Annotated in this window: 12 protein-coding genes; 8 read left to right on the plus strand and 4 right to left on the minus strand. The window is 67.5% G+C overall.

Annotated features, from left to right (window positions below; all coding sequences use genetic code 11):
- The first annotated feature begins 10 nt into the window (after nt 1-10).
- From AC3A6J_RS20380 to AC3A6J_RS20395, 4 genes are all read left to right on the plus strand, one after another.
- A complete protein-coding gene (locus tag AC3A6J_RS20380) occupies nt 11-571 on the plus strand; it encodes a TRAP transporter small permease (RefSeq protein ID WP_487861798.1) in 561 nt (186 codons plus the stop codon).
- 22 nt (nt 572-593) lie between these two features.
- Nucleotides 594-1,988, plus strand: coding sequence for a TRAP transporter large permease (locus AC3A6J_RS20385; protein WP_487861799.1), 1,395 nt, complete (start codon nt 594-596; stop codon nt 1,986-1,988).
- A 36-nt stretch (nt 1,989-2,024) separates the two neighbouring features.
- The gene (locus AC3A6J_RS20390; RefSeq protein ID WP_487861800.1) at nt 2,025-3,551 is read left to right on the plus strand and encodes a UxaA family hydrolase; all 1,527 of its coding nucleotides are present in this window, start codon (nt 2,025-2,027) and stop codon (nt 3,549-3,551) included.
- Between the two features lie 141 nt (nt 3,552-3,692).
- Nucleotides 3,693-4,754 (plus strand): malate/lactate/ureidoglycolate dehydrogenase, encoded by a 1,062-nt coding sequence (locus AC3A6J_RS20395; protein WP_487861801.1) that lies wholly within the window; start codon nt 3,693-3,695, stop codon nt 4,752-4,754.
- A gap of 125 nt (nt 4,755-4,879) precedes the next feature.
- Here the strand turns inward: AC3A6J_RS20395 and AC3A6J_RS20400 are convergent, their stop codons facing one another.
- On the minus strand, nt 4,880-6,403 hold the full coding sequence (locus AC3A6J_RS20400) for a catalase (RefSeq protein WP_487861802.1): 1,524 nt from the start codon (nt 6,401-6,403) through the stop codon (nt 4,880-4,882).
- Between the two features lie 101 nt (nt 6,404-6,504).
- Complete coding sequence (gene slmA, locus AC3A6J_RS20405) at nt 6,505-7,173, minus strand: nucleoid occlusion factor SlmA (protein ID WP_487861803.1); 669 nt, start codon at nt 7,171-7,173, stop codon at nt 6,505-6,507.
- Between the two features lie 122 nt (nt 7,174-7,295).
- On the opposite strand from slmA, the gene galE reads away from it, so the two are divergent.
- From galE to AC3A6J_RS20420, 3 genes are all read left to right on the plus strand, one after another.
- A complete protein-coding gene (galE, locus tag AC3A6J_RS20410; protein WP_487861804.1) occupies nt 7,296-8,336 on the plus strand; it encodes a UDP-glucose 4-epimerase GalE in 1,041 nt (346 codons plus the stop codon).
- Nucleotides 8,337-8,679: 343 nt separating this feature from the next.
- Entirely contained in the window at nt 8,680-10,314 is a 1,635-nt protein-coding gene (locus AC3A6J_RS20415) for a glycosyltransferase family 2 protein (RefSeq protein WP_487861805.1), read from the plus strand.
- A 67-nt stretch (nt 10,315-10,381) separates the two neighbouring features.
- On the plus strand, nt 10,382-14,776 hold the full coding sequence (locus AC3A6J_RS20420) for a class I SAM-dependent methyltransferase (protein ID WP_487861806.1): 4,395 nt from the start codon (nt 10,382-10,384) through the stop codon (nt 14,774-14,776).
- A 27-nt stretch (nt 14,777-14,803) separates the two neighbouring features.
- On the opposite strand, the gene argB is transcribed toward AC3A6J_RS20420, so the two are convergent.
- Together argB and AC3A6J_RS20430 are read right to left on the minus strand one after the other, a co-directional pair.
- The gene (gene argB, locus AC3A6J_RS20425; protein WP_487861807.1) at nt 14,804-15,697 is read right to left on the minus strand and encodes an acetylglutamate kinase; all 894 of its coding nucleotides are present in this window, start codon (nt 15,695-15,697) and stop codon (nt 14,804-14,806) included.
- 101 nt (nt 15,698-15,798) lie between these two features.
- Entirely contained in the window at nt 15,799-16,896 is a 1,098-nt protein-coding gene (locus tag AC3A6J_RS20430; protein WP_487861808.1) for a glycosyltransferase family 4 protein, read from the minus strand.
- 44 nt (nt 16,897-16,940) lie between these two features.
- Here AC3A6J_RS20430 and AC3A6J_RS20435 point away from each other — a divergent pair, with 44 nt between their 5' ends.
- Nucleotides 16,941-17,696, plus strand: a complete 756-nt coding sequence (locus AC3A6J_RS20435; RefSeq protein WP_487861809.1) for a glycosyltransferase family 2 protein — start codon at nt 16,941-16,943, stop codon at nt 17,694-17,696.
- Nucleotides 17,697-17,747 lie beyond the last annotated feature (51 nt).

The following is a 17,747-nucleotide window of genomic DNA, read 5'->3' on the forward strand; positions in this document are numbered from 1 at the left end:
GGAGATTGCGTTGACTGCAGAACAGAAGATCATCGACGACGACGGCCACTTCCATGCGGAAGACGAGGTCGTCGATCTTTCCGACACGATCGCAGAGGGCTGGATCGCCCTGGCGATCTTCTGGGCGCTCGGGCTCACCGTGTTCTACCAGTTCGTCACGCGCTACGTGCTGAACGACTCGGCCGCCTGGACCGAGGAGGTGGCGCGCTACATGCTGATCGGCGTGGTGTTCGTCGGCGCGGCAATCGGGGTGGCGAAGAACAACCAGATCCAGGTCGACTTCTTCTACCGCCACATGCCCGCGGCGATGGGACGCTGGCTCTCGCGCGCGGTCGATGTGCTGCGCACGGCCTTCTTCGCGGCCGCGGTCGTCATGACGGTGCAGATGATGCTGAAGATCGGCAACAACACGCGCATGACCATCGTCGATGCGCCGATGAACATCGTCTACGCGCTGTGCCTGTTCGGATTTGCGGCGATGACCTGGCGCTCGGTCCAGGTGATGCGCCTGCACTGGAAGCGCGGCTACAGCGTGCTCGAACACCCCGAGTCCACGCTCGCGGACCGGTGAAACCTCCAACAAGAACAAGCGCATGCTGAAAATCTTCTTCCTGATCTTCATGGCGGGCGGCATTCCGGTGGCCGTGGCCATGGCCGGCGCCTCGCTGGCCTACATCCTCGTGAGCGGCAACCTGCCGCCGTTCGTGGTGATTCACCGCATGGTGAGCGGCATCGACAGCTTTCCGCTGCTCGCGGTGCCCTTCTTCATCCTGGCAGGCAACCTGATGAACAACGCGGGCATCACGACCCGCATCTACAACTTCGCGCTCGCGCTCGTGGGCTGGCTCAAGGGCGGCCTGGGCCATGTGAACGTGCTGGGCTCGGTGATCTTCGCGGGCATGAGCGGCACGGCCATCGCCGACGCCGCAGGCCTCGGCACGATCGAGATCAAGGCGATGAAGGAGCACGGCTACTCGACCGAGTTCGCGGTCGGCGTGACCGCGGCGTCGGCCACGCTCGGGCCGATCATTCCGCCGAGCCTGCCGTTCGTGATCTACGGAATGATGGCCAACGTGTCGGTGGGCGCACTGTTCCTGGCGGGCATCCTTCCGGGCGTGCTGCTGGCCATTCTGATGATGCTGACGGTGGCCTACTTCGCGCACCGCAACGGCTGGGGCGGCGACATCAAGTTCTCGAGCACGCGCTTCTTCAAGGCGATGTGCGAGATGGCCGTGGTGGTCGGCTGGCCGCTCATGCTGTGGCTGCTGGTGGCCAAGCTCGGCACGCCGCCGCAGCTCACGGTGTTTGCGGGCCTGGCGTCGCTGTTCGTGCTCGACCGCATCTTCCGCTTCGAGGCGCTGCTCCCGATCATGACCCCCGTGCTGCTGATCGGCGGTATGAGCACGGGCCTGTTCACGCCCACCGAGGGCGCCATCGCGGCCTGCGTGTGGGCCATGATCCTCGGCTTCGCCTGGTACAAGACGCTGTCGTGGAAGATGTTCGTCAAGGTCTGCCTCGACACCGTCGAGACCACGTCGACCGTGCTGTTCATCGTGGCGGCCGCGTCGATCTTCGGCTGGATGCTCACCGCCACCGGCGTGACCACCGACATCGCGAGCTGGGTGCTGGGCTTCACCAAGGAAGCCTGGGTGTTCCTGCTGCTGGCCAACCTGCTGATGCTGTTCGTGGGCTGCTTCCTCGAGCCCACGGCCGCGATCACGATCCTGGTGCCGATCCTGCTGCCCATCGCCATCCAGCTGGGTGTCGACCCGATCCACTTCGGCCTGGTGATGGTGCTGAACCTGATGATCGGGCTGCTGCATCCGCCGATGGGCATGGTGCTGTTCGTGCTGGCGCGCGTGGCGGGCCTGAGCTTCGAGCGCACGACGATGGCGATCCTGCCGTGGCTGATTCCGCTGCTGCTGGCACTGGCGGCGATCACCTACATGCCGTCGATGGTTCTCTGGCTGCCGAGAATGTTCTTCTGATCCCCACACCACAACGACATCACAACGAGTTCCACGATGAATCCCTTCATTCGCCTTCATGCGGCCGACGACGTCGTGATCGCGCGCAGCCAGCTGGTCGGCGGCGCCACGGTCGAGGGCCTGGCGGTGCGCGGCCTGATTCCGGCGGGCCACAAGGTAGCGACGCGCGCCATCGGCGCCGGCGAGCCGGTTCGCCGCTACAACCAGATCATCGGCTTCGCGAGCAAGCCCATCGCCCCCGGCGAGCATGTGCACACACACAACCTCGACATGGGCCCCGACAAGGGCGACTTCGAACGCGACTACGCCTTCGGCGCCGACGTGAAGCCCGCGCCCGCGCAGCGCGAGGCGACGTTCATGGGCATCCGGCGTGCGGACGGCCGCGTGGCCACGCGCAACTACATCGGCGTGCTCACGAGCGTGAACTGCTCGGCCACCGCGGCCCGCGCCATCGCCGACCATTTCTCGCGCCGGACGAACCCCGCGGCGCTGGCGGACTACCCGAACGTCGATGGCGTGGTGGCCCTCACGCACGGCACGGGCTGCGGCATGGACACGCAGGGCATGGGCATGCAGATCCTCGAGCGCACGCTCACGGGCTATGCCACGCACCCGAACTTCTCGGGCGTGCTGGTGGTGGGCCTGGGCTGCGAGGCGAACCAGATCAATGCCTGGCTCGCGACCGGCCACCTGGCCGAGGGCGAGAACTTTCGCACTTTCAACATCCAGGACACCGGCGGCACGCGCAAGACGGTCGAGAAGGGCATCGCGCTGATCAACGAGATGCTGCCGCGCGCCAACGCGGTGAAGCGAGAGCCCTGCAGCGCGGCGCACATCACGATCGGTCTGCAGTGCGGCGGCTCCGACGGCTATTCGGGCATCAGCGCCAACCCCGCGCTGGGCGCCGCGGTCGACCTGCTGGTGGCGCATGGCGGTACGGCCATCCTGAGCGAAACGCCCGAGGTCTACGGCGCCGAGCACCTGCTCACGCGCCGCGCGGTGCGGCGCGAAGTGGGGCAAAAGCTCGTCGACCGCATCAAGTGGTGGGAGCACTACACCGAGATCAACCAGGGCGAGATGAACAACAACCCCTCGCCGGGCAACAAGGCAGGCGGCCTCACGACCATTCTCGAGAAGTCGCTCGGCGCCGTGGCCAAAGGCGGCACCAGCAACCTCGAGGCGGTATACGAATACGCGGAGCCGGTCACGGCGCACGGCTTCGTCTACATGGACACGCCCGGCTACGACCCGGTAAGCGCCACCGGCCAGGTGGCGGGCGGCGCGAACGTCATCTGCTTCACCACGGGGCGCGGGTCGGCCTACGGCTGCGCGCCCTCGCCGTCGCTAAAGCTCGCGACCAACTCGGCGCTGTGGCAGCGGCAGGAAGAAGACATGGACATCAACTGCGGCGAGATCGTCGACGGCACGAGCTCGATCCAGGAAATGGGCCAGCGGATCTTCGAACTGGTGCTGGCGACGGCATCCGGTGAACCGTCGAAGAGCGAAAAACACGGCTACGGCCAAAACGAATTCGTCCCATGGCAAGTCGGCGCCGTGATGTAGCCCACCCCCGAAGCGGCGCACTTCGTGTCGCCGCCTCCCCCTCAAGGGGGCAACACCAGCGGCCCGGCAGAGCCGGTTCCGCGGTGTTTCCTGAACGGGCCTCGCTGCGCGGCCATTGAACAATCCAACAGAGTCCATCCAATGCCCCAAACCCTTCCCGCTGCCGCGCTGCGTGCGGATTGCGCGCGCATCCTCGAAGCCGCCGGCAGCACGCCGGCCGAAGCTCAACAGGTGGCAGCCAACCTGGTGCTCGCCAACCTGAGTGGCCATGACTCGCACGGCGTGGGCATGCTGCCGCGCTATGTCGATGCGGTGGCCGAGGGCGGGCTGGTGCCGAACGCGGCCGTGAAGGTCAATGCGGACATCGGCACCCTGCTCGCGCTCGACGGTCAGCATGGCTACGGCCAGGTGGTCGGCGTGCAGGCCATGGCTCTGGGCATCGAGCGCGCGAAGCAGCACGGCAGCTGCATCTTCACGCTCGCGAATGCGCACCACCTGGGCCGCATCGGGCATTTCGCGGAAATGGCGACGGCCGAAGGGCTGGTGTCGATGCACTTCGTCAACGTGCTCTCGCGGCCCGTGGTGGCGCCCTGGGGTGGCGGCGACGGGCGCTTCGGCACCAACCCATGCTGCATCGGCATTCCGCTCGCGGGCGCCGAGCCGTTCCTGCTCGACTTCGCGACCAGCCGCGTTGCCCAGGGCAAGATGCGCGTCGCCCACAACAAGGGCGAACAGGTGCCCGACGGCTACCTGATCGACGAACGCGGCGCACCGACCCACAACCCGGGCGTGGTGGTGGTGCCGCAGTCCAACGGCCTGTTCGGCGCGCTGATGACCTTCGGCGAGCACAAGGGCTACGGCATGGCGATGGCCTGCGAGCTGCTGGGCGGTGCGCTCAGCGGCGGCGGCACCTGGCACCGGCCGGCCGATGCCGCGCGCACGGTGCTCAACGGCATGCTCACCATCCTGATCGACCCGACCCGGCTCGGCACCCAGCAAAGCTTCGCGCAGGAAGCGACGGCGTTCGTCGACTGGCTGCGCCAGAGCCCGCCCGGGGCAGGTTTCGACCAGGTGCAGATCGCCGGCGAACCCGAACGCGCCGCGCGCGTGGCACGCGAGCGCGACGGCATCTGGCTGGACGATGCGACCTGGGGCGAGATCGTGGCTGCGGGCGCCAAGGTGGGCGTGGCGGTCAGCGATTGATGTCTTGCTCCTTCCCCCGCTGGGGGAAGGTTGGGATGGGGGCACAGCGATGCGCCCTGTGGTGACGCCGCTGGCCCCCACCCCCGCCCTCCCCCAGCGGGGGAGGGAGAAAGGCACCTGCGCGCTCAGCTGTTGCTGCTGTCGTGCGCGGGCTTGCCGACCTGCACGCTGACTTCCTCGCCCTTGATCTTCGCTTGCACCGCACGGATGGCCTTCTCGAGCCGTGCGCCGTAGTCGGCATCCGCCTGTCGGAAGTAGCTCACGGCGCGGTCGATGATGTCCTGCCGCGTCACCGCGCCAAGGCCGCCAGCGATGTTGTTCACGAGTCGCTCCTTGGCGGTTTCGTCCATCAGGCGATAAAGGTCGCCGGCCTGCACGAAGTCGTTGTCGGCGGGGTGCTGCTGCCAGGCGTGGCTGCCGGTCCAGCCATGGATTTCGAGCGGCGCATACACCGGCTCGTTGCTCTGCTTGGGCGCGTCGCTGAAGCTGTTGGGCTCGTAGTTCGGGCCGCGGCCGCCATTGCCGTCGCCGCGCATCGCGCCGTCGCGGCCGTAGTTCTGCGCGGTGGTGGCGCGCGGGCGGTTCACTGGCAACTGCGTGTGGTTGATGCCGAGCCGGTAGCGCTGCGTGTCGCCGTAGCTGAACAGGCGCCCCTGCAGCATCTTGTCGGGCGAGGGGCCGATGCCGGGCACGAAGTTGGCGGGGTTGAACGCGGCCTGCTCGATCTCGGCGAAGTAGTTGTCGGGGTTGCGGTCGAGCGTGAGCACGCCGATGTCGATCTTCGGATAGTCCTTGTGCGACCAGACCTTGGTCAGGTCGAAGGGATTGAAGCGGTAAGTGCGCGCCTCGGCCACCGGCATGATCTGCACCTGCACGCGCCAGCTCGGGAACTCGCCGCGCTCGATGGAATGCAGCAGGTCGAGGTGGTGGTGGTTCGGGTTCTCGCCGCCCACGCGCTGCGCCTCTTCGGCGACGAAGGTCTCGATGCCCTGGTGGGTCTTGAAGTGGTACTTGACCCAGAAGGCCTCGCCCTGCGCATTGACCCACTGGAAGGTGTGCGAGCCGAAGCCGTCCATGTGGCGGTAGCTCTTCGGGATGCCGCGGTCGCCGAACAGCCACGTGAACTGGTGCGTGGCCTCGGGCGAATGCGAGAAGAAGTCCCAGGCGTTGTTGGGCTCCTGTACGTGGCTGTAGGGATCGCGCTTCTGCGAGTGGATGAAGTCGGGGAACTTCAGCGGATCGCGGATGAAGAAGATCGGCGTGTTGTTGCCGACGAGGTCGTAGTTGCCCTCTTCGGTGTAGAACTTGACAGCGAAGCCGCGCGGATCGCGAACCGTGTCGGCCGAGCCGAGCTCGAGCGCGACGGTCGAGAAACGCACCAGCACTTCGGTCTTCTTGCCGACCCCTGCGAGAAACTTGGCCTTGGTCCATTTCGACACATCGGCCGTGACCTCGAAGTGGCCGAAGGCGCCCGAGCCGCGCGCATGCACCACGCGCTCGGGAATGCGCTCGCGATCGAAGCGCGCGAGCTTCTCGATCAAGTGGTGGTCCTGCATCAGCACCGGGCCCGTGGGGCCGGCGGTCTGCGATTGCTGGTTGTTCTCGACGGGCGCGCCGTTCTCGGTCGTGAGCGTGCGGGGATCGGTCATGTGGGCTTTCCTCTGTGTTGTGGCAGCCCATCTATTCTGTCAATGAAGACGACGCCGCAACATCGTATTCAGCTATCACCCCCATAGGAGGCAGCGCCGGCTCAAACGATCAGCGCGATCGTGGCTTCGAGGTGCTCTGATGGCGAACGGCGGAACCCCGAGCGCGCAAAGCGCTGCAGCTGGCCGACGACGAAGGCGGTGAGCGCCGCGGCGCGCACCTGCGCATCGACGCTCGGCGTGGCCGAGCCCTCTGCCGCCGCCGCGCCGCGCAGCACCTGGCGCAGCGTGGCCTCGATCTTGTCGAAGAACTGGTTCATGCGCTGCTGCAGCCGCTCGTTCTCGAACACCAGCGCGTCGCCGACCATGACGCGCGTCATGCCCGGGTTGCGCTCGGCGAACTGCACCACGAGCGTGAGGATGCGCGCGGCCTGCTGCGCGCCCGAAACGCCCTCGCGCTCGAGCACCTGGTTGACCAAGGTGAAGACGCTCTGCTCGATGAAGTCGATCAGGCCTTCGAACATCTGCGCCTTGCTCGCGAAGTGGCGGTAGAGCGCGGCCTCGCTGACATCGAGCCGCGCCGCCAGCGCTGCCGTGGTCACGCGTTCGGCGCCGGGCTGCTCGAGCATGGCCGCGAGCGCCTGCAGGATCTGCACGCGCCGCTCGCCGGGCTTGGGCCGCTTGCGCACCGGCGCGGCGGGGGCGGCGGTCACGGTCGCGGGCGTCTCGGCGGGGGCATCGATGCCCGGGTAGCTTGTCTCTTCGTTTTGCATGGGAGCACGGCAAAGATGTAATCAATTGATTCTCGCACACGGGCGCGCAGTGAGCGCGTGCCAACCGGCTCGGGGAAAGCTCGTAGAGAATCGGCGCCATCCATATTCCGTAAAAGGTTCTCATGGCTTCCACCCACCACGTTCTGGTCACCGGCGGCGCGGGTTTCATCGGCAGCCACACCTGCGTGGCGCTCGCTGCGGCGGGGTACGTGCCGGTGATCCTCGACAACCTGGGCAACAGCGACATCCGCGTGCTCGACCGACTGCAGCGCATCACGGGCACGCGGCCGGAGCTGATCGAGGGCGACGTGCGCGACCGCGCGCTGCTCGACCGGGTACTGGCCGGGAGGGACTTCTCGGCCGTGATTCACTTTGCCGGGCTCAAGGCGGTGGGCGACTCGGTCGCCGACCCGCTCACCTACTACGACAACAACGTGCACGGCAGCCTCGTGCTCGCCGCGGCGATGCGGCAGGCCGGCGTGCGGACCTTGGTCTTCTCGTCGTCCGCCACCGTTTACGGCGAGCCCGACCAATCGCCGATCCCCGAGGACGCTGCCTGCAGGCCCGCCAATCCCTACGGACGCTCGAAGCGCATGGTGGAAGAGGCGCTGATCGACCTGCATCAGGCGGAGCCCGATTGGCGCATTGCGCTGCTGCGCTACTTCAATCCCGTGGGCGCACACGAGAGCGGCCTGATCGGCGAGCATCCGCAAGGAAAGCCGAACAACCTGATGCCCTTCGTGTGCCAGGTGGCGGTGGGGCGGCGCGACCAGCTGGTGATCCACGGCAACGACTATCCGACGCCCGATGGCACCGGGGTGCGCGACTATGTGCATGTGATGGACCTCGCCGAAGGCCATGTCGCGGCGCTGCGGCACGCCGAACGCGGTGCCGGCCTGGTCACGCTGAACCTCGGCACCGGCCGCGGTGCCTCGGTGCTGGAGGTGGTGCACGCCTTCGAGCGCGCGAGCGGTCGCGCACTGGCCCACGAGATCGGGCCGCGCCGGCCTGGCGACGTGCCCGCCTACTGGGGCGATCCATCGCTTGCAGCGGCCACGCTGGGCTGGCGTGCGCAGCGCGGGCTCGACCAGATGTGCGCCGACAGTTGGCGCTGGCAGCAGGGCAATCCGAACGGGTACGACTCGCCGTCCGCGCCCGGCTGAGCGTCCGGCCGCACAGGGGCCGGCGAACTCCCCCGTTCAAGTAACGAATGGAACCGCTGCGCAACGACTGTTGCATGGCTTGTTACGCTTCCGCCTCCTCCGCGTCGCTATCCTGCATTAAGGGGGTGCGCACGCCGGGGCCCCTGTCTTGCCATCTCTTGCAGCGTTAGGGGGAATCTTGCCGATCGATCAAGCGCGATACGCCCATTGGGCCGCGGCGTGCCGGTTCTCACCGTTCACCGACGCCGCCTACCGCGCATGGACTGATGCAGAGGCATCCCGCCACGAGACCGAACAGCCAGCGCTGCGCGCAGACCTGGAAAGGCTTGCGTACGGGGACGGCATGACCTTCGCCATCGCCGACAGTGGCAGCGACGAGGCGCTGCGCGAGACGATGGCTTCGCTTGCCGCGCAGGCCTGTCGCCAGTTCGACGTGGTGGTAGCGTGCGCGGCGTCGCGCAGCGCCGCAGTCGCCCGCGCGCTGTCGTTCGTTCGCGATGCGGTCCCTGTCCGCATCGTCGCTGCGAGCGAGCCGCCAAGCGCCCTGGCGTTGCAGCAGCGCGCACTCGCGGATGCGGTCCAGACCTGGTTCGGGGTGATCGCCGCCGGCGACCAGCTCGCCCCGCACGCGGTGTCGTCGCTGCAGCTCACGCTCGCGAAATGGCCCGATGCCGCCGTCGTCTATGCGGACGAGGACTGGAGCGGCCATGACGGAGCGCGATGCAAGCCGCGCTTCAAGTCGGCCTGGGATCCCGAGGCCCAGCTCGGTTTCGATCTGCTGGACGGGCTGTGCGTGATGAAGCGCGCCCACATCCTCGAGGCCGGTGGGTTTCGCGCCGAATTCGAACCGGCCGCCCGCTACGACCTCCATTGCCGTGTGGCCCTCCCGCTGCACTGCAGCCAGGTCCGCCACATTCCGTCGGTGCTGTATCACCGGCGCGTGCCGCCGGTGGCCGATGCGGCCGAAGCCCATCGCGCCGTCGAGGCCTATGCCGCCGCGGCCCGGCAGGTGGCGGCGCAGGCAGCGTTCGCGCAGGCCGGCGTGGCGGTCGAGGTGCTGCCCTCGCCGATCGCGCAATTCGTCAACCATGTGCGCCGCCCCTTGCCGGAGCCCGCCCCGCGCGTGAGCGTGCTGGTCCCGACACGCGACCGCGCCTCTCTGGTGAGAGCCTGCATGGACGGCCTGTTGGGCAAGACCGACTATCCCGATTTCGAAGTCATCATCCTGGACAACGACAGCGTCGAGCCGGCGACCTTTGCGCTCTTCGCCGAACTCCGTGCGGACCCGCGTGTGCGCGTGCTTCGCGTGCCCGGCCCCTTCAATTTCTCGTCGATCAACAACGCGGGCGTGCAGGCCTCGACGGGCGAGGTGCTGCTCTTCCTGAACAACGACATCGAGATACTGGAGGGTGGATGGCTCAGGGAGATGGTTGGCGAGGTCATGCGCCCGGACATCGGCTGCGTGGGCGCGAAGCTCCTCTATGGCGACGGCACGGTGCAGCACGCCGGCGTCATCCTGCAGCGCGGCCCGCTGGCGATGCACGTCTGCCGTACCGACGGCGCCACCGAGACTGGCATGGAAGGGCGGCTCGCGGGCACGCGCAACTACCTGGCGGTCACCGGGGCCTGCCTGGCGGTGCGTCGAACGGTGTTCGAGCAGGTGGGCGGATTCGACAGCGAGCACCTGCCGGTCGCCTACAACGACATCGACCTGTGCTTGAAGGTGAGCGACGCGGGCTACCGCAACATCTGCACGCCGTTTGCCTCGCTGCTGCACCTGGAAAGCGCCTCGCGCGGGCATGACCACGTATCCGAGGAAAGGCAACGCCGGGCGCGATCCGAGCAGGCGCACGCCGGCACCAAATGGATCGATCGCTTCGAGCACGACCCGTATCACAACCCGAACGTCCAGCTCGACTGGCTCACGGGTGCGCACCTCGCCACCAGTGTCGGCCAGCCGTGGCAGCTCGCGCGCTGACGTAGCGGCGCGCAGCGGCTTCATCGATTGATTCTCTTGCGGAGGTCCGGATGCGTCCGGCAGAAAAATGAAAGAACCCACCCTCATCCTTCCCACGGTCGACAAGTCGCTCGACGTGCTGACCCATCCGGTGCTCGACCCGCTGTTCTGGACGCCCCACCTGCTCGGCAAGGCGAGCGCCTGGTGGACACACACGCCGTTCGCGTTCTGGATCGTGGCCGCATGCAAGCCGGACCTGCTGGTGGAACTGGGCACACACAACGGGGTGTCGTATGCGGCTTTCTGCGAGGCCGTGGCCCGGCTCAAGTCGGCGACGCGCTGCTACGCCGTGGACACCTGGGCCGGCGACGCGCATGCCGGGCACTTCGATGCGCAGGTCTACCACGAACTCCGCGACTTCCACGACAAGCACTTCAGCGCCTTCTCCGAGCTGCTCAAGTCCACCTTCGACGATGCGCTGCCGTACTTCGCCGACGGCTCCATCGACCTGCTGCACATCGATGGCTTCCATACCTACGAGGCGGTCAGGCACGACTTCGAGACCTGGCTTCCCAAGCTGTCGGACAGGGCCGTCGTGCTGTTCCACGACACCAATGTGCGCAGCGGCAATTTCGGCGTCTTCCGCTTCTTTGCCGAACAGGCGCGGCACTATCCCTCCTTCGAGTTCCTGCACGGTCACGGGCTCGGCGTGCTCGCTGTCGGCGATCGCGCACCGGCCGCGGCCATGGCGCTGTGCAACCTCGACCCCGAACGCGCGAACGCTGCCCGAACCCGCTTCTCGCACCTCGGGACGCGCTGGTTCGTCGCCACACGCGAGCAGCTCGGTTCGGCCGAACTGCATCAGCGCCTGCATGAGGCCAATGCCCAGCGCGCGCCGATCGAAGCGGAGTTGGCCCAGGTGGCGGCTGCCCGTCTCGCCGAGGCCGAAGCCCGCGCCAGCGCCGAAGGCCAGCTGGACGCCCTGTCCCAGGAAGTCGCAGACAAGGCCGCGCGGCTGGAGGCCCTGAACAGGCAGGCCAGCGACGCGGAGGCGAAGGCCGCCCAGGCGGAAGCCGCCGCCCGCGCGACGGGCTTCGCGCACGAGCAGGCGAACCGGCGCGTGGCCGAGTTGCGGAACCTCGTGGCGCGATTGGCGAGCGATCTGAAGGAAAGCAGCGAAGCAAAGAGCCTGCAGCAGCGCACCGCCCTGGCCTGGAAGCACCTCGCCGACCTGAAGGAAGACCGGATCGAATCGCTGACGAGGCATTTCGCGCGCCTGCGGGGCGACCCCGCACTGAGCGTGAAGGCCAAGATGCGCAGGCGCCTGCGGTTGCTGGCACGCCGGCTTTCCGGCCGGCCCGTCGACCTGGGCGCGGTGGAAATCATCCGCTTCTCGCCCTACTTCGACCGGGACTGGTACCTGCAGACCTACCCCGATGTCGCATCGGCCGGCACCGACCCCGCGGAGCACTACGCGACCCACGGCGCGGCCGAAGGGCGCAACCCCGGCCCGTGGTTCTCGGGCACTGAATACGCGGCCCGTTACCCGGACGCCGCAGGTTTCAATCCGCTGCTCCACTACACGCTGGTCGGTGCAAAGGAGGGGCGGCGTGCCGGTCTGCTCGGCGTCGAAGAAGCCGAGCCGGCGCGTGCGCCGCTGCCCAGCCGGGTGTTCTCGATCTTCTATGTGTCGGGTGAGGCGGACACGCCCGGGCACCTGTACCGCGTCGCGCGGCATGTCGATGCGGCACGCATGAACGGGGTCCCGGCCGAGTGGGTCCGGCAGGATGAGCTCGCGTCGCGGCTCGAGCTGACCTCGCGGCACGACGTGATGATCCTCTGGCGCACCCCGTGGAGCCCCGCCCTCGAGAAAGCCGTCGAGCTGATGCACGCCCAAGGCAAGAAGGTGGTGTTCGACATCGACGACCTGATGATCGAACCGGACCTGGCCGACACCAAGGTAATCGACGGCATCCGGTCGAACGCCCATCCGGAAGCCGCGGTGCGCGAGCTCTTTGCAAGCGTGCGCCGGGCCATGCTCGCGGCCGACGTGTGCACGGCGAGCACCCAGGAATTGGCTTACCACATGCGCTGGGCCGGCAAGACCACCCATGTGCTGGCCAACGGTTTCGATGACCAGACCCTGGCGCTGTCCCGGCGCAGCGCACGGCAGTGGCGCAGCGCACGGATCGACGATCTGGTGCGGATTGGCTATGCCGGCGGATCGCGAACGCACCAGCGCGACCTGGGGCTGGCCATCGAGGCCGTTGCACGCGTGCTGCGGGAGAACGAACGGTGCCGCCTGGTGCTCTTCCAGACCGCTTCGGGCATGCGCCTGGTCGACGTGGAGGAATACCCCGCGATGGTGGGCCTCGAGCACCGCATCGAATGGCGACCTTTCCAGACGCTGGAAACGCTGCCGTGCGAGATCGCGCGCTTCGACATCAACATCGCGCCGCTGGAGTTCGGCAACCCGTTCTGCGAAGCCAAGAGCGAACTGAAATTCTTCGAGGCGGCGCTGGTCGATGTTCCGACCATCGCATCGCCGACCGGGCCCTTCAGGCGAGCGATCGAACACGGCGCGACGGGCTTCCTGGCTGCCACCGCCGACGATTGGTACCACTGCCTCTCGACCCTGGTTTCAGACGAAGCGCTGCGCGCCAAGGTGAGCTCGGCGGCCTTCCTGCGGGCCATGGCCTCGTACGGACCGCTGCAGCGCGCCGCACAGTTCGGCCGCGTGCTCGACCAGCTGCAGGGCGATGCGCTGGCCGCGCGGGCCTTCGCGCTCGATGCGCACATTCGCTCCACGCCAGTTCGCCGGCCCGTGCTGATGCCGCTCGACGTGGTGTTCGAGCACAGGGCCGACGAGATCGAGACTTCCGAGGTCTCAGTCGTCATTCCGCTCTACAACTACGCGCAGTTCATCGTCGAGGCGCTGGAGTCCGTCCGGGCCCAGACGCTGGCCGTGCTGGACCTGGTGGTGGTGGACGACTGTTCGACCGACGATTCGCTGCAAATCGCGCTGGCATGGGTCCGGCAGCACGCTGCGCGCTTCAACCGCGTGGTGGTCGCCCGGCATGCATCGAACAGCGGCCTGGGGCTGACGCGCAATGCGGCCTTTCAACTGGCGGACAGCCCCTACGTGCTGCCGCTGGACGCCGACAACCGGCTGCGGCCCAAATGCTGCGAGGAACTGCGCCGCGCCATCCGCGCCGAGCGGGTCGCGTTCGTCTATCCGACGATCCAGCATTTCGGCGCCTCCAGCGCGTTGCTCGGTGACGCCAGCTACGAACCGCAGCGCTTCGTGGCCGGCAACTATGTCGATGCGATGGCGCTCGTCTCGAAGGAAGCCTGGGCGATCGTCGGTGGCTACAACCACGTTCGCCACGGGTGGGAGGACTACGACTTCTGGTGTCGGCTCGCAGAGCAGGGCCAGCGTGGGTTCTGGGAGCCGCAGACGCTCGCGGACTACCGCGTGCATGCGGGCTCGATGCTCCGGGCCGAGACGACGGTCCCGCAGAACTACCAGCGGCTGATCGAGAACTTCAAGGCCGAGCATCCCTGGGTGTCGCTGATCGACGAGCGGCTTGCGCGCAAACCACCGGCGCTGCAGGTGGCGCTGAGCGACGACGCCGCGAAGACGCGGCTTCAAACGCTGTTGCCGATCCTTCGCTGTCCCAAGACGGGGCTTAAGCTGGCCCTCGACGCCGGACAAGGCGCACTGGTGACCGTGGACGGCTGGAGGACCTGGCCCATCGTCGAGGGGCGTCCGGTTCTGTGCGAAGAGATCGGCGAGCCCGAGGTGAAGCCTGCGGACCATGTCAGCAACGCGTTGCCAAGCGAGGCCTTGGCGCTGGCAAAAAACACCCGGGGCTGGGTCCTGAACCTGAGCGGCGGAGGTTCGCAGAACAAGCTCGGCAACGTGGTCGAGGTCGAATACAGCCTGTTCAGGCACACGGACGTGGTGGCAGACGCCCATGCGCTGCCGTTCGACGACGAGGTCTTCGACGCTGCCATCGTCATGAACGCCTTCGAGCACTACCGCGAGCCGCAGAAGGTGGCCGCGGAACTCCTGCGCGTGTTGAAGCCGGGCGGCCAAGTGCTGGTTCGCACCGCGTTCATGCAGCCGCTGCACGAAAGACCGTGGCACTTCTTCAACTGCACCCGCTATGGACTGGCGCAGTGGTTCCAGGCGTTCGAGGCCGAACGGATCAAGGTGTCGGAGAATTTCTGCCCCAACCATTCGATCAGCTGGCTGGCCTCGGAATGCGAGCAGGCGCTGCGCGCCAACCTGTCCGACGAAGCCGCCGAGCGCTTCCGCAGCGCCCCCGCGGGCGAGCTGGTGGACCTGTGGCGCGACCCGTCGCGGCGCGAGACGCCGCTCTGGACCGACTTCGAGAAGCTGCCGCAGTCGGCCCAGGAGGTGGGCGCCGCAGGCTTCGAGTTCTTGGGCCGCAAGCCCGCCGCTGCTGCCGGGGCCTGAACGGCCGGCAGCGGGCGCGCACGCGGATCAGCGTGCGCGGATCATCGTGCCGTAGGCTTGGTCGGTCAGGATCTCGAGCAGCATCGCGTGCGGCACGCGACCGTCGATGATATGCACCGCGTTCACGCCGCTCTTGGCGGCATCGAGCGCGCCTTCGATCTTGGGCAGCATGCCGCCCGAGATGGTGCCGTCGGCGAACAACTCGTCGATCTCGCGCGCGCTCAGGTTGGTGAGCAGCTTGCCATTCTTGTCGAGCACGCCGGGCGTGTTGGTCAGCAGCATGAGCTTCTCGGCCTTGAGCACGATGGCGAGCTTGCCGGCGACGACGTCGGCGTTGATGTTGTAGCTCTCGTTCTCCTCGCCGAAACCGATCGGGCTCACGACCGGAATGAAAGCATCGTCCTGCAGCGCCTTGACCACGCTGGGGTCGATCGCGACGATATCGCCGACCTGGCCCACGTCATGCTGCAGGTTGGGATCGGTGCGGTCGGCCATCTTGAGCTTCTGCGCGCGGATCATGCCGCCGTCGCGCCCGGTGAGGCCCACGGCCTTGCCGCCGGCCTGGTTGATCAGGCCCACGATGTCCTGCTGCACCTCGCCGGCCAGCACCCACTCGACCACTTCCATGGTCTCGGCATCGGTCACGCGCATGCCCTGGATGAAGCTGCCCTTCTTGCCCAAGCGGTTGAGCGCCGCCTCGATCTGCGGCCCACCGCCATGCACCACCACCGGGTTCATGCCCACCAGCTTCAGCAGCACCACGTCCTCGGCGAAATCGGCCTGCAGCGCGGGGTCGGTCATGGCGTTGCCGCCGTACTTGATGACGATGGTCTTGCCGTGGAACTTGCGGATGTACGGCAGCGCCTGCGCCAGGATCTCCGCCTTGTCACGCGGGGGGATGTTGAGGACGGGATCGGTCATGGGCGGGCAGGCTCCAAAACGGGGGTCGATGAAGAAGAGGAAGACGAAGAAGTTTCAAATTCTCGCGCAAACCGGCGCGCCGCTGGCCGCGGCCGCTTCGCTCACGGCCTGAGCCAGCGCGGCACCTTGAATCGCACGATCATGAGGTACGCACCCACGTAGGTGGTGACGAACAGCAGGCAGAACGCCATCAGCACGACCGTGTTGTTCCAGAACAGCACCGCCGGCACCACCGAGAGCGCGGCGAACATCCACAGGTACGGTGAGGTGCGGTTGTTGCGGGCGAGCAGCTGCCGGGCCTCGTCGTCGGCGAAAGCCACGCGCACGATGCGGCGGAAGATCAGCTGGTGGAAATGCAGCGCATCGGCGGTGCCGGGCGACTGGCCGCGCGCGAGCTTGCGGTAGATCGAGAACAGCGTCTCCCACACCGGATAGATGAGCAGCAGCATCGGAAACCACGGCGAGACCACCGGATGGCGCTGCACCAGCGTCACACAGGCCACGGCGATCACCATGCCCCAGACGTAGGCGCCGCCGTCGCCGGCGAAGATCTTGCCGCGCGGATAGTTCCAGATCAGGAAGCCGAAGGTCGCGCCGACGAGGCAGATCACCATGGCCGCGAGCTGCCTGTCCCCCACCTGCAGCGCCACGTGCGAGATGGCCAGGCACACCAGCACCGCCACGGTGCCGGCGAGCCCGTTGTAGCCGTCGATGATGTTGAAGGCATGCGGCAGCCCGCCGATCGCCAGCGCCGCGAACAGCACCGCACCGTACGGCACCAGTGCAAGCCCCTGGTCGACGGCCTCGATGCCGGTGCGCGCCAGGCCCAGACCCAGCACCCAGCAGGCCAGCAGCGCGGACCCAATGGTGAGCGCGAGCCGGTAGCGCACCTTCACGTTCTGCGTGACGTCCTCGACGATGCCGCCGATGACCGCGGGCAGGATGCACAGCAGCGTCAGCATCGAGACCTTGACGGGCCAGGCGACGTTGAACGGATCGGTTCCGGTGATGCCTGCGGCCAGCCATGCCACGCCCATGCCGAACAAGATGCCCGCGCCACCGAGCCGCGGGACATGGCCCTTGTGGAAGCGCTGGGGCATGTCGGCGCCATACAGCCGCGCATGCCGGCGCGCGCGGCGCATGAACAGCTGGACCGCGATGGCGGAGACGAAGAAACTGATGACGATCAGGGCAATCATGGGGGTGTGGAGGGAACCCTAGAATTCCCGAGCGAAATTAGACCATGCCAGCGCCCTCCTCCCCCTCCCCCCCGATCACCATTTCGATCGTCAGCCACGGCCAGCTCGCGCTGGTGCGTCCGCTGCTCGACCAGCTCGACCGCTTCAGCCAGGGCTCGATTGCCAAGGTGGTGCTCACGCTCAACATCCCCGAGCCCGACCTGCTCGCGGGGCTGGACTGGGGATTTCCGCTCGAGCGCATCGAGAATGCGCAACGGCTGGGCTTCGGCGCCAACCACAACCAGGCCTTCGAACGCTGCCGAACGCCCTGGTTCCTGGTGCTCAACCCCGACATCCGCTTCGACGCCGACGTGCTCGCGCCGCTGCTCGCGCAGGCCGCGCCCGACGCCGGCCTCCTGACGCCGCGCATCCTCGAGCCCGGCAACGACGCCCCCGAGCAGCACCGCGCGATCATCACACCGCGCGAGATCCTCACGCGGCGCCGCCCGGGCTACGTGCGACCGGCGGTGCCGGCGTGGATTCCGGGCCTGTTCATGCTGTTCCGCAGCGACGCCTACCGGCAGATCGGCGGTTTCGACGAGCGCTTCTTCATGTACGGGGAAGATTTCGACATCTGCGCACGCACCCAGCTGGCCGGCTGGCGGTTGCAGGTCGGCGAAGACCTGCTCGCGCGCCACGAAGCGCAGCGCGCGAGCCGCCGCAGCAGGAAGCACCTCTACTGGCACGTGACCAGCCTGCTCAAGGTCTGGACCTCGGCGGCGTTCTGGCGCTACCTGCGCGCCCGGCCGCGCCAGGGCTGACAAAAAAACACATCTCGCGTTTGCGAAGACAATCCGGGGCAGGAAAGCCCC

The organism is Variovorax sp. Soil_C_39, from assembly GCF_057656815.1.